14 protein-coding genes and 1 pseudogene are annotated in these 12,271 nt (G+C 60.3%); 8 read left to right on the forward strand and 7 right to left on the reverse strand.

All coding sequences use genetic code 11. From position 1 onward, the window contains the following. The first annotated feature begins 35 nt into the window (after positions 1-35). The 3 genes from AB6N07_RS16820 (at position 36) to AB6N07_RS16830 (ending at position 3,555) form a co-directional block, all read left to right on the forward strand. Positions 36-1,208 carry an amino acid aminotransferase gene (locus tag AB6N07_RS16820; protein ID WP_370674219.1) on the forward strand — a complete coding sequence of 391 codons (1,173 nt, stop codon included), beginning with the start codon at positions 36-38 and terminating at the stop codon, positions 1,206-1,208. Between the two features lie 26 nt (positions 1,209-1,234). Then, positions 1,235-2,905, forward strand: a complete 1,671-nt coding sequence (locus tag AB6N07_RS16825) for a thiamine pyrophosphate-dependent enzyme (RefSeq protein WP_370674220.1) — start codon at positions 1,235-1,237, stop codon at positions 2,903-2,905. 218 nt (positions 2,906-3,123) lie between these two features. Beyond that, positions 3,124-3,555, forward strand: a complete 432-nt coding sequence (locus AB6N07_RS16830; protein WP_370674221.1) for a hypothetical protein — start codon at positions 3,124-3,126, stop codon at positions 3,553-3,555. Positions 3,556-4,032: 477 nt separating this feature from the next. Here AB6N07_RS16830 and AB6N07_RS16835 read toward each other — a convergent pair whose 3' ends face one another. Beyond that, positions 4,033-4,971 (reverse strand): DMT family transporter, encoded by a 939-nt coding sequence (locus AB6N07_RS16835; RefSeq protein WP_370674222.1) that lies wholly within the window; start codon positions 4,969-4,971, stop codon positions 4,033-4,035. Between the two features lie 267 nt (positions 4,972-5,238). Here AB6N07_RS16835 and AB6N07_RS16840 point away from each other — a divergent pair. Both AB6N07_RS16840 and AB6N07_RS16845 read left to right on the forward strand, forming a co-directional pair. Beyond that, positions 5,239-5,427 (forward strand): annotated as a pseudogene (locus AB6N07_RS16840) (helix-turn-helix domain-containing protein); the annotation flags it as partial. A gap of 33 nt (positions 5,428-5,460) precedes the next feature. Beyond that, positions 5,461-6,030 (forward strand): IclR family transcriptional regulator, encoded by a 570-nt coding sequence (locus AB6N07_RS16845; RefSeq protein WP_370678266.1) that lies wholly within the window; start codon positions 5,461-5,463, stop codon positions 6,028-6,030. 1 nt (position 6,031) lies between these two features. Here the strand turns inward: AB6N07_RS16845 and AB6N07_RS16850 are convergent, their stop codons facing one another. Continuing rightward, complete coding sequence (locus tag AB6N07_RS16850) at positions 6,032-6,454, reverse strand: helix-turn-helix transcriptional regulator (protein ID WP_370674223.1); 423 nt, start codon at positions 6,452-6,454, stop codon at positions 6,032-6,034. A gap of 129 nt (positions 6,455-6,583) precedes the next feature. Continuing rightward, positions 6,584-7,540, reverse strand: a complete 957-nt coding sequence (locus tag AB6N07_RS16855; protein WP_370674224.1) for a phosphoribosylaminoimidazolesuccinocarboxamide synthase — start codon at positions 7,538-7,540, stop codon at positions 6,584-6,586. A 154-nt stretch (positions 7,541-7,694) separates the two neighbouring features. Between AB6N07_RS16855 and AB6N07_RS16860 the strand changes: the two genes are divergently transcribed. Continuing rightward, positions 7,695-8,246 (forward strand): hypothetical protein, encoded by a 552-nt coding sequence (locus AB6N07_RS16860; protein ID WP_370674225.1) that lies wholly within the window; start codon positions 7,695-7,697, stop codon positions 8,244-8,246. Positions 8,247-8,258: 12 nt separating this feature from the next. Here AB6N07_RS16860 and AB6N07_RS16865 read toward each other — a convergent pair whose 3' ends face one another. Beyond that, positions 8,259-8,852: a DUF2585 family protein gene (locus tag AB6N07_RS16865; RefSeq protein WP_370674226.1), complete on the reverse strand. Its 594-nt coding sequence runs from the start codon at positions 8,850-8,852 to the stop codon at positions 8,259-8,261. Between the two features lie 87 nt (positions 8,853-8,939). On the opposite strand from AB6N07_RS16865, the gene AB6N07_RS16870 reads away from it, so the two are divergent. After that, a complete protein-coding gene (locus tag AB6N07_RS16870) occupies positions 8,940-9,473 on the forward strand; it encodes an N-acetyltransferase family protein (RefSeq protein WP_370674227.1) in 534 nt (177 codons plus the stop codon). A 77-nt stretch (positions 9,474-9,550) separates the two neighbouring features. Here the strand turns inward: AB6N07_RS16870 and AB6N07_RS16875 are convergent, their stop codons facing one another. After that, positions 9,551-9,925 carry a DUF4406 domain-containing protein gene (locus AB6N07_RS16875; protein WP_370674228.1) on the reverse strand — a complete coding sequence of 125 codons (375 nt, stop codon included), beginning with the start codon at positions 9,923-9,925 and terminating at the stop codon, positions 9,551-9,553. Between the two features lie 16 nt (positions 9,926-9,941). Continuing rightward, positions 9,942-10,532 carry an NUDIX domain-containing protein gene (locus tag AB6N07_RS16880; protein WP_370674229.1) on the reverse strand — a complete coding sequence of 197 codons (591 nt, stop codon included), beginning with the start codon at positions 10,530-10,532 and terminating at the stop codon, positions 9,942-9,944. 104 nt (positions 10,533-10,636) lie between these two features. Here AB6N07_RS16880 and AB6N07_RS16885 point away from each other — a divergent pair, with 104 nt between their 5' ends. Then, entirely contained in the window at positions 10,637-11,392 is a 756-nt protein-coding gene (locus AB6N07_RS16885; protein ID WP_370674230.1) for a DeoR/GlpR family DNA-binding transcription regulator, read from the forward strand. Positions 11,393-11,437: 45 nt separating this feature from the next. Here the strand turns inward: AB6N07_RS16885 and AB6N07_RS16890 are convergent, their stop codons facing one another. Next, positions 11,438-12,235: a carbon-nitrogen hydrolase family protein gene (locus tag AB6N07_RS16890; protein WP_370674231.1), complete on the reverse strand. Its 798-nt coding sequence runs from the start codon at positions 12,233-12,235 to the stop codon at positions 11,438-11,440. Positions 12,236-12,271 lie beyond the last annotated feature (36 nt).

The raw sequence follows: 12,271 nt of genomic DNA on the forward strand, positions 1-12,271 counted from the left end.
GTGAGGTTATTCACCGCCACCCGGAAGCGCTCCAAATGTTTGATACCTTGCCCGAACAGCCTGCCGATGCCCTTCTTGCCCTCATCGGACTCTACCGCGCCGACCCTCGCTCCCAGAAGCTCGACCTCGGCGTCGGCGTCTATCGCGACGACAGTGGCGTCACGCCAATCATGGCCGCGGTAAAGGCAGCCGAGAAGATGCTGCTCGAAACACGGACCACCAAGGCTTATCTCGGACCGGAAGGCGACCCCGCCTACACCGACCTTCTGAAGCCGATCGTCTTCGGCAAGGATCCGGGCGCCCGTGTCGCCGGCATTCAGACGCCCGGCGGTACCGGTGCTGTACGGCTTGCCGCCGATCTTGTTGCGCTGGCGCGCCCCGACGCGAAGATCCTCTACGGTGCGCCCACTTGGCCGAACCATCTGCAGATCCTCAACGCCACCCGCCTCAAGGCAGTGCCGCATCCTTATTTTGATGTGAAGACGCAGAAGGTGAACGTTGCTTCGCTGGTCGCGGCGATCGAGGGGGCGTCAGCGGGCGATGTCGTGTTGCTGCATGGCTGCTGCCACAACCCGACCGGTGGCGAACTGGAGCCGGGTGACTGGCAGACGGTCCTGAAGGCGTTGCAGGAAACCGGTGTCGTGCCGCTGATCGATTTTGCCTATCACGGTCTTGGCAAGGGCCTTGAGGGTGACGCCTATGGCGTACGCCTGCTGACGGATAACCTCGACGAAGTCATGGTCGCCTATTCCTGCGACAAGAATTTCGGTCTTTACCGCGAGCGCGTCGGCGCTCTCTACGTCAAGGCGCGCAATGAGAAGGCCGCGTCGGTGGTGATGTCCAATTTGGCGGCCTTCAGCCGGGTGTCCTGGTCGATGCCGCCGGACCATGGCGCGGCCATCGTTCGTACCATCCTTGAGGATGCCGAGCTGACGCGCGTCTGGCGCGAGGAAATCGATCGCATGGGTGCCCGTGTCCGCGGCGTGCGAGCGGCTCTGGCTGCCGCCGGCCCGGGGTTGAAGGCGCATGAGACGCAGACCGGTATGTTCTCGACGCTGGCGCTAAGCCCTGAACAGGTTCTGTCGCTGCGCAAGGACCACGCCGTCTACATGGCCGGCTCGGGTCGTATCAATGTTGCGGGTCTTCATGTCCGTGACATTCCCGCTTTCGTGTCGGCACTCAAGGCTGTGGGATATCCGGTCGACTGACCTGACCGATCCTTTGGGAGGACATCATGCTGCAAGTCCGTGACGCCGTCTCCGGCGGTCGCGCGATTGTTGACGCGCTTATTGCCAATGGCGTCGACACCGTATTCGGCCTGCCGGGCGCGCAGACCTACCCGCTGTTCGATGCGCTGGCATTATCGGCGGATCGTATCCGCACTTACAGCGCCCGCCACGAACAGGCGTCGGGCTACATGGCATTCGGCTATGCCCGCTCCACTGGCAGGCCCGGCATATTTTCGGTGGTTCCGGGGCCTGGCGTGCTCAACGCGGGGGCGGCGCTCATCACTGCGCTCGGCTGTTGCGCGCCGGTACTGCTGATCACCGGCAACATTCCCTCGACCTTCGAGGGGAGGGGGCGCGGCCACCTGCACGAAATCCCCGACCAACTCGGACTCCTTCGGCGGATGACCAAATGGTCGGCCCGCATAGAGCGGGTCGAAGATGCGCCTGCGCTCGTCAACGAGGCGTTTCGGCAGATGCTGGCCGGTCGGCCGGGACCGGTCGCGCTTGAAATGGCGTGGGACAGCATGGCGGAGACATCGGTGGTCGCCCCTCTTGACGCCGCTGCCATTCCTTCATCGCCAGAGCCTGACGCGGCGGCAATCGAAGCGGCGGCACAGCTTCTCGCGACGGCTCGTCGGCCGATGATCATGACCGGCAGCGGCGCCCAGCACGCGGCGGAAGAGGTGAGGGCGCTTGCCACCCTGCTCAACGCGCCGGTGACGGCGTTGCGCGGCGGCCGCGGCATTCTCGCCGAGAGCGAGCCGCTCGGCCTGTCGTCAGCTGTCGCCCACCGCCTTTATCAGGAAACCGACGTGGTAATCGGCATCGGCACGCGGCTGGAGCTGCCGACCATGCGCTGGGCCGGCATGATGACCTACCACGAACGTCTTCCCGGTGGGCGTAAGCTTGTCCGCATCGATGTCGATCCTGAGGAAATGGTGCGTCTGAAGGCGGACGTGCCGGTGGTCGCTGATGCGAAGGCTGGCGTTCGCGCGCTGATCGAGGCAATCGGCAAGTCGCCTATAGCGGTATCCAAGCGCGATGGCGCCGCCATTGATGAGGAGATCGCTGCCGCCAAGGCGGCCGTGGAATCCGAGATCGTCAAGGTACAGCCTGAAGTCGATTATCTCCGGACGATTCGAGCGGCGCTGCCGGACGATGGCTTCTTCCTGACCGAGCTTTGTCAGGTTGGCTTTGCCTCCTATTTCGCGTGGGACGCTCGGCAGCCGCGCACCTACGTCAGTGAAGGCTACCAAGGGACGCTTGGCTATGGCTTTCCGACGGCGCTCGGTGTCAAGGTCGCCAATCCCGACAGCAAAGTGGTGGCTGTCTGTGGCGACGGCGGCTTCATGTTCGGCGTGCAGGAGCTGGCGACCGCGGCGCAGGAAGGCATCGGCGTCGTCGTCGTGGTGTTCGACAACGGTGCCTACGGCAATGTCCGCCGCGATCAGCGAACCCGCTTCGAAGGGCGCTTCATCGCCTCCGAACTCCGCAACCCCGACTTCTCGAAACTAGCCGAGGCCTTCGGCATCAAGGCGTATTCTGTCATCTCGCAATCAGACTTGGCCGCTGTGCTTCCGCTGGCTCTGGAGGCCAATGAAACGGTGTTGATCCACGTCGCGGTGCCGCGCGATAGCGAGGCCTCACCCTGGCCGTTTATTCATCCTGCGCCGTGAAAGGTGTTGTTTTTGCTAGGCATTGAGGAGCTGTTAATACCTCATCTGCTTTAGTCGCGCCGTCTCGGGGCAGAGGCGGCCGCTCACCAACAAACGCCCCGACGATCGTGTACATCGTTAAAAATTTAACGATGGCAAAAACGCTCCTTTCAGGTCCCCGGGCGTACACTTCCTTTGATGATCCGGATCATTCACTATCCGGCTCGAAAGGATAGATCATGGATATCGGGAGTGTAAAACCGGTACTCACCGGTGTGACCTCGCCGGTGCCGAAAACGCCGACCGAGCAGAAACAGTCGACGACAACCGATTTGAGTGCCGAGAAGGCCGTTAAGGTCGCTGAGAAGACAGATAAAAACGCCGTCGATACGTCGACTGACAAGTCTTCAGGGCAGGGTAGTGGATCGGCGTCAGCCAATGCGCTGACCAAGGCCAATACCATCAAGGCCAGTTCGCTCGACCAGGTATCCGGCTTTGAGGTATTCGTTTCGGATGAGAGCAAGACTGAGGATCAAACCTCCGACTCGCCTGCCAATACAGCGGTCGTTCAGGACAGCCAGGAATTCGCCATGCGCATGCAAGCGATGATCGAAGCCTGGGAAGGGACGGGGGGTACTCCGCGTACCGCCGTGTTCGACCTAAAGCTCTGAGCTGCTATCCTTCAAAATACAAAATCGGCGCCCATGAGAGGCGCCGATCGTTTTTTTGAAGCAACATCACCCGGGCCGGACAAGAGTTGCCAACCGAAGTGCGGAAGCCCGATGCCTTACGGGGCCGTCGCAGGCGGCGTTGCCGGAGCAGCCGGAGTTGAAGGCGTTGCAGGAGCCGGCGTCGCAGGAGCAGCCGGCGCGGGTTTGGCAGGCGCAGGCGTGGATGGGGCGGCGGGTGCCGACGATGTCGCGGGCGGCGGCGGCGGCGTGACTTTCTTATTGCCCGAGAAGTAGACGATTGCGCCAATCACGACGATGACGGCGATAACGATCCAAATGATGGAAGATCTCTTCATGGGGTGTTCTCCTATCGCTCGACAGACTCTAAAAGCACCGGAGAACAAAAGTCCGCCAGCGCCGCCTACAACAAACGAAAATTGCGGCTTGTGGTTCCGTCCGAGATGACGGCGCCAACCGTTACTGCACGGGGGGCGCCGGCATGGCGGGTGTTATCCGCCGGATCCGCTCGCGGTGGGCCGAATAGAGGCCTGAGCCAGCAATCATTGCCGACCCTATTAGCGTATAATAGCTCGGGAAATCTCCGAAGAACAGATAGGACAGAATCCCGGCCGATACCAACTGCACGTAGGTAATGGGCGCCAGCAGCGACAATGGCGCCAGTTTCAGGCCCGAGATGAACAACATGTGCGCCAGCGTGAAGCTCAACGAGCCACCAATGCCATAGACGAGCTCGCGGCCGGTTGGAACGTGGAACACCGGCAGTACCAGCAGTGTCGACACGCTTAAGCCGACGATTCCCGTCCACATGAAGGTAACCTCTGTCGGCTCGTTCTTCATCAGACGTGTAAACAGCGCTCCCAGCGCCCAGGCCGTCGCCGATCCCAGCGGCAAAAGAGCCGCGAGCTGGAACCCGTCGGTACCGGGGCGAACGATCAGCAGTACGCCGGCAAATCCGACCGCTGCCGCGAGCCAGCGACGGATTCCCACCATTTCTCCCAGCACGAAAATCGAAAGCACCATGACGATGATCGGCGAGATGAAGTGGATTGCCGTGTTGGAGGGAACATCGAGGTAGGCTAGGCCGAGGATGAAGAAGCTGGTTGAGGCCACAGCCGCAAGGCCGCGTCCGATCTGCAGCCGATAGCTCGCCGGGCGGAAGGCCTTGAGTCCGCTAGAGGACATCGCCCAGGGAAACGCCACGAGAAAGAAGATGAAATAGCGAAACCACGTGGCCAACTGGGCGGGCGCCGTTTCCTTCATTAATTTAGCGCCGACGTCGCCGCCGGCAAAAAAGATCGTCGAGGCGAAGACCAGCAGCATCGCGAGCAACGCCCTTTCCGAGTTTCCGGGCGACGGCAACGGCGCCGCTCCGGACGCGTCGGGATGGCTTGGCATGTACAGCTCCGGGGAATGGCCGATGATTCCGCCTTAAAGGCAAAATTCCTCGCAGGGAGGATAAGGCAAGTCAGCTATAAAACGACCCGCCGAGTGAAGGGGTTGTGCAAGGAGTCGTTCATGGGTGCAAGCGAATTTCCGGCATGCCCTGATCATTGTACTGCAACGAATGCGATTTTTTGTACATATCCACGTGTCGCCACGGATGGCTGGTTTTGCGGGGCGTCGTAAAAGTTGTCACCGATGACAATTCGATGAGGGCGGGCAATGGTCCGTGAAAATGGCAAAGAGGCAACCACGTCGCGTCGCGCGGTTGCCGTTCCGGCACTGCGAAAAGCAATACTGATTCTCGATTTGGTTGGACGTCGCGGCAGATTGCCCTTTTCGGCCATTCAGAAGACCCTTGATCTTCCCAAAAGCACAACCCATCAGCTGCTCAAAGCCCTGACTGACGTTGGCGCCCTGCAAGTTCGGGTCGATGGCGGCTTTATGTTAGGCACGAAGATATGCGAACTCGGTATCCTCGGCATACGGCAGCGCACTATCGACAGCCTGTCGCTCAGGCATCTGGAAATGCTGGCCGGCCAGTCCGGCCTTCCTTGCGAAATAGCCACTTTCGAGGGGCGGGATGCGGTGGTTATCGCCAGTGCCAGTCCCAATGGCGGCGCTCGTAGCGCGGGCAGTGAGGGACGGCGCTCCCCCCTGAACCGAGTGGCAACAGGCAAGGCACTCCTGGCTTTCCTCGATGAGGTGGACCGAAAGCGGTTGTTCGCGGATCTGGACTGGATCAAGGCGACACCGCGCTCCATCGCCTCACCGGATGCCATGGCGCGGGAGCTCGACGTCGTGCGCGAGCGCGGTTGGGCACTCGATGATCGCGAGACCTTTGACGATACGTCCTGCATCGCCGCGCCGGTGTTCGATGGCCGCAATCGCGTGGTGGCCGCTGTGGCGACCGTTGGCCAAGCGCATCAGATCACGCCAGAGCGCTACGAATCGTTGGCCGAGTTGGTCCGCAACACCGCAAATGCAGTGTCTCAGGAGGTCCGAGAGGCGTGAATTAGCCGCGCTCGGCTATGCGGGCGCGCACCCAGGCATGAATTTCGGCATCCACAAAGGCGATGCGGCTTTCGCCAAGCCTAACCGGCTTCGGAAAAGTGCCGGCAGCCATCATGCGCTTGATGGACGACACCGATAGCGTCGTCATGGTCGAGGCTTGCTTCATCGACAAAAGCGTCGGCGCGACGGCGATCGCCGCTTTCGGCCTTCGGCCGGCAGCAACAGGCGCTTCGAGCTCCATCGGTGCGGGAGCGAAGGCAGCCTCGGTGGTTGCCAGCAGGGCATGCACGGGATTGTTGGCGTTCAGGCAGTCCGGCGGCTCGGGTTTGCGCAGCACGGACGTCAAACGTTCTAGCTTGTCGAGCGCGTTCTTCAATCCCGGATTATCATCGAACGGAACGGCTCCGCCGGCGATCTGCCCCATGATTCTGCCCAAGCCCCAGTGTCAGTACGACTTCATGACCCGTTTATGCCAGCTTTACCAGTAGCATAAACCGGAAGTGGTTCACAGGACGTTGCCGACCTGCAACCGTTCGCAAGCCGGCCCGTTGCGTCAGCGGCCGAAATAGGGGGCGAGATTTGCCCGCACCCGCTCGAGCGGTGTCGTCCCCGCGAGATCCGGCGTGAAAATCCCTGCGGTAATCGCTTCGAACGCGTCGATATAAACCTTCGAGGTCTCGGCGATCATGCTTTCTGGAATCTGGGGAATGGGATCCTTGTAGGGGTCGCAACGCGCCCCGACCCAGGCGCGTATGAAGTCCTTGTCGAAACTCTTGGGACGCCGACCAGCCGCGAAATCATCGGCATAGGAGGCCGCGATCCAATAACGGCTTGAATCGGGGGTGTGAATCTCGTCCGCGAGCACGATCGTCCCGCCACCATCCAGGCCAAACTCATATTTGGTGTCAGCCAGAATGAGTCCATGCTGCGCGGCGATCTCGGCACCGCGCGCGTAAAGTTTCAGGGCGTAGTCCGACACCGTGGCCCATTGCTCGGGCGTCAGCAGCTTGTTTGCCAGGATCTCCTCGCCGCTCAGCGGCTCGTCGTGACCGCCGTCGAAAGCTTTGCTGGTCGGGGTAAGGATCGGGGAGGGCAGCTTTTCATTATCGTAGAGGCCATCAGGCAGCGTCAGCCCATACATTCTCCGCTCGCCGGTCCGGTATTTGGTCAGGACCGACGTGCTGGTGGTACCTGCGAGATAGCCGCGCACGATCACTTCGACCGGCAAAATGTCGAGCCGGCGACCGATCACCACGTTGGGGTCGGGATAAGCGACGACATGGTTGGGGCAGATATCGGCGGTCGCGTCGAACCAGAAGCGCGCGGTCTGGGTCAGCACCTGTCCCTTGAAGGGAATAGCCGCTAGCACCCGATCGAAGGCACTGATGCGGTCCGTGGCAATGATGATGCGACTGCCGTCCGGCAGATCGTAATTCTCGCGCACCTTGCCTTTGTAGTAGTTGGGCAGTTCAGGAATAAAGGCTTCGGCGAGAATGCGGTCGAGGGCCATCGGTGCCTCCTTGACGAATGGGACCGCGGGGCGGCCGCCTGTGGCCGCTCAATAGAACATCGCGGACCAAACTTTAAGCCGAACTTGCATGTCCGGGCCGACCAGACATAGTTTGATTCGATTCATCTCTGAAGTTGCCTTGGGAGAGAGGACCGTGAAACGTATCCGCGTTGCCGTCGACATGGACGAAGTCATCGCCGACACTTATGGCGCCATGCTGAACTGGCTGCGCCATCGTCATGGAGCACGATGGAGCACCGAAGCCCTTCATGGTCGGCAGATCTTCGATGTCCTCGAACTGGATACGGCCGAGGCACTCAGGACCGCCATGCACGACGGCGCCTTCTTCGCAAATCTGCCAGTGATCGAGGGGAGCCAAGCAGCGCTGTCGGAAATCGCAGCCCGCTACGAGCTGTTCGTTACCTCCGCCGCCATGGAGTTTCCCAATTCACTCGGCCCGAAGTTCCTTTGGCTGCGGCGGCATTTTCCGTTCGTCGAGCCGCTCAATATCGTTTTCTGCGGCGATAAAAGCATCATATCCGCCGATTGCCTGATCGATGACAATGCCCGGCACTTCAAGCGGTTCGCTGGGCAGGGCATCGTCTTCTCGTCGCCTCACAACGCGCTTGTGAGTGGCTATCCGCGTATCCATCGTTGGGACGAAGCCTTGGCCGTCCTGTCAGACGTGTTTCCCGGCGCGCTATGAGGCAGGAAGGGGTCATTGTTTCGTGGATGCGCCATAGAGACCGCCTTCGGCTTGCCAGGCGGAGATGTTTTTGCTTGGGACGATCAGTTGGATGACGTTGAGCGTCAGGTTGTCCCGGATCATCAGGCCGGTGAACAGTTCGGCAGCAAGCGCCAAGGCTATGCTGGCGCGAACCGGCAGTCGGGCAGCCAAACAGAAACCGGCCAGCATGGCGAGGGTATCGCAGAGGGAGTTCAGAACGCTGTCGCCGGAATAGCCTTGCGCCAGGGCCTGCTCGCGATAGCGGGCGATTACCGGCGGAGAATTCTCGATGAGTTCCCAGGCAATCTCGATGCCGAGCGCGAGGGCGACGGCCAGGACCGGCGACCACCGGCCGCGGAAAAGCAGGCGGCCTAGTGCGAAGAACAGCATGCCATGGATGACGTGCGATGGCGTGTACCAATCGGTGAGTTGCTGCGAGTTTTCCGGGCTGAGCACGGCACCGACCCAAAGCCGTACCGTTCCACAAGCGCAGATCGGCGGCTGCCCCATGGCGTAAAGGACGCCCGCCTGTACAATCAGAGCAACGGCACAGATCAAAACGAGGGGCCGGGTGGTGTGTGCCATGTGTTTCTCCGCAAATGCTGTTCTGTCCTTGCATAACTCAGGAAACCCGAATAATCTATTGAAATAGCTTATTTATATGAGTTAGCCATGGCTGGCGGAGATATCCTCGTTCGCTCCATATCGATCGACGACGCCGTTGATTTCAACCGGCTGGTCGGCGTTGTGGCGCGCGAACGTCGCTATTTGCGCTTTCTCGATGCGCCATCGATGGACAGGACCGTGGATTTCCTTCGTGAGAGTCTCGCTGCCGGAAATCCCCATCTGGGGGCCGTCGTCGATGGCGAATTGATCGGCTGGTGCGACGTCTGCCGCCATTCCTTCGAAATCGAGGCTCATGTCGGCACGTTAGGCATAGGGTTGCTGCCTGAGTTTCGCGGCAAAGGCATCGGCAAGGCTTTGCTCGATATGACCGTTGCCGCTGCCGAGCGACTGGATTTCCAACGGATCGAACTCACGGTTTTTTCCGACAATCGTCGGGCGATAGCGCTCTATGAGACGCGTGGATTTGTCCGCGAGGGCGTGATGCGAGCGGCAGCGCGTTTCGGCAATGAGTATCGTGATGTCGTAGTGATGGCGCGCCTTGCTCCGAGCCTACAGAGTGAAGCAGCGCTGGCCAATTGACCCCGCCAGCCTGCTTTTGCCTGCGTAATTAGGTTCCATAATATCTATTATGCGAATCATGGATCTGGGAGCCGGGCCTAAAGCCCAGCCTGGTCCCCCTCCATCCCCGGCACGTCCTGGAGCCGATGATAGACAGGCAATCCTCGCTCTTTTGCCAAGCGAACGTCATTATCGGCCCCTTTGGAGTCTCCTGGAAGCCGGAGGACCGCGTCACAGCGCTGTAGAAGACGATCGGCCGTCGGATAGAAAATCTGGTCGTAGAGTTCGTCACCGAGCTCTGTTCCGCCAGCCGAACGCCAGACAGGAAGTGCGATCCATTCACCGATGACCGGTATGTGTCCGGCCCTGAAAAGCGGCCAGGAGGCTTCCTCGAGGCGGCGTAGATTATCCGCCATTCTCTGAGGATCGTCACCGGTTCCGGATCTATATGGACCGGCGATCAGTATCAGCATGACGCACCATCCCTCTTCAGCGCTGGTCGGAGAAAATATTGAGAGCTGCGTGCTGCAGCAGCATGATGGTTTTGCCATCGCGGATCACACCCGAACCGATCATTGCCAGGGCCTCGTCAATTCCAATTTCCAGAACGGCGATGTCCTCGCCCTCGGCTGCGTTGCCCCCGCCAGACGACGCCCTGTCACCGGGCTCGTATTCGCCCACGAAGAAATGCAGTCTCTCCGTTACCGAACCTGGACTCATGAAAGCATCGAAGACCTGACGCACATGGCGCACGCGAAAGCCCGTTTCCTCTTCCGTCTCAGCGCGAATGCGGGTCTCTGGCTCGGCATCGTCAAGGAGCCCTGCCGACGCTTCGATCAACAGATCATCATGTCCGTTGACAAAGGCCGGGTAGCGAAACTGGCGGGTGAGGATCACCGTACGACGCTTCGGATCGTAAAGAAGGATGGTCGCACCGTTTCCCCGATCGTAGGTCTCACGCGACTGGCGCTGCCAGCTTCCATCGCTGCGCTGGAAGGAAAACGTCGTCTTCTTCAGGACGTACCAGTCATTGGAGAGAACTGTGACATTCTCCACACGAACCCGATCGGCAATGCTCAAGATGATAACCTCAGCCTTTGATGCCCATATCCTGCTCTGGATATGCACTTAGTTTTCGTGCAATATCGTGCAATGTCAAGAAATTTCGTGCAAATGAGGCCGATATGCTCACATCCGAACGTAAGGCATTGATTCAGCAGGTTTTGAGACAAGAAGGCCGTCTCGTGGCGAAGGAATTCAGCCAAAAACTCGGCCTCTCCGAGGACACAATTCGTCGTGATTTGCGAGAACTTGCCGGCGAAGGTCTGTTGCAAAGGGTGCACGGTGGAGCTCTGCCCGCCTCCCCGGCTATCGCTGATTTCGGCTCTCGCGAGCAGCTCGGATCATCCGTGAAAGCCAAGCTCGGACAAGCCGCAGCCCAAATGATCCAGCCCGGCCAGATCGTTTTTGTCGACGGCGGCACCACGAACGTGCAACTGGCCCGTCACCTTCCCTGCGATCTCAAGGCGATTATCGTAACCCACAGCCCGAGCATCGCGGTGGAACTCGTCCGCCATCCCTCTGTAGAGGTCGAACTCATCGGTGGGCGGCTTTTCAAGCATTCCATCGTCGCCGTCGGGACGACGAGCGCGGAAGCAATCTCTCGGATTCGCGCCGACCTGTTCTTCATGGGGGCAACCGGCGTGCATCCGGACACAGGTATCACGACAGGCGACCGGGAAGAGGCGGCGATCAAGCGCCTCATCGCCCGACAATCGGCGGAAACGATTGTTCTGGCGACGCCTGACAAGTTGGGAGCGGCATCGCCCTACCAGATCATGCCGCTTACGGATGTTGGCACTCTCGTGACGGTATCGGGCCTTGCGGACGAGCTGCTACTCCCTCTGAAATCGTCCGGCGTGGCGCTTTTGGAGGTTTGAATGCCCTCTCTGGCAAAGCGCCCCAATTTCCTTGCCCCCATGGGTTCAGCGATAAGGAGCAGCTCGCCGGAACCATTCGCTTTTCTGGAGACGCCGCAGTGCTTCAAGGTCGATGTCGCCAACGATGAGGTCTGGCGCCGCGCCGCCCATGGCGACGATCCGGCCGAGGGGACCAACGATAACGGAATGCCCGTCATCCTTGGGTATCGGGTAATTGGCGACAGCGATTGCCATGACGGTTTCGAAGGCCGTGGCACGTATGCCGCACAGCCGCACGTCGCCGATTTCGGGCTCGTCATGAAGCAGGCAGCTGTTGGGAACGAGGACTACCTCGGCGCCCTGTCGGACGAGATCATCCGCTACATCGGAGTATTCGCGGTCCATGCAGATCATGATGCCGACAGAGACCTTGCCAGCCTTTGTTGAGAGACGAACCACTGCCGAACGGTCGCCGGCGGCGCAGGCCTCCTCCGGTGCGCCAAAAAAACAGATGTGGCGCTTGCGCTGGTGGAGAACGATGTCGCCCACGGCATCAATCAACAAAGCCGCGTTGAATGGCTTAGGCGTAGCGCGCTCGAGCAATGTTGCCACGACGGCAACACCGTGCCGGTGGGCAGCGGAGCGGAACCGATCGACGAAACCGCTATCGAGCGGCTTGGCAGCGTCGATCCAAGCAGCTCGGTCGGCTTGGCTCGCAGGATCGAAGGGTGTGTAGCCGTTGGAATACATTTCAGGGAAGACGACGATGTCGGCGCCCTCGCCTGCCGCCCGGCCAATGATAGCCTCAATGTCACCGCCGGCTGACACTTGTGCCAGAGCAATGCGCAATAGGCCGTCGGTCATGCCCTTCCCTCCTGCATGACCTATCCTCATTCGTCG

Source organism: Pleomorphomonas sp. PLEO, from assembly GCF_041320595.1.
Lineage (GTDB): Bacteria > Pseudomonadota > Alphaproteobacteria > Rhizobiales > Pleomorphomonadaceae > Pleomorphomonas.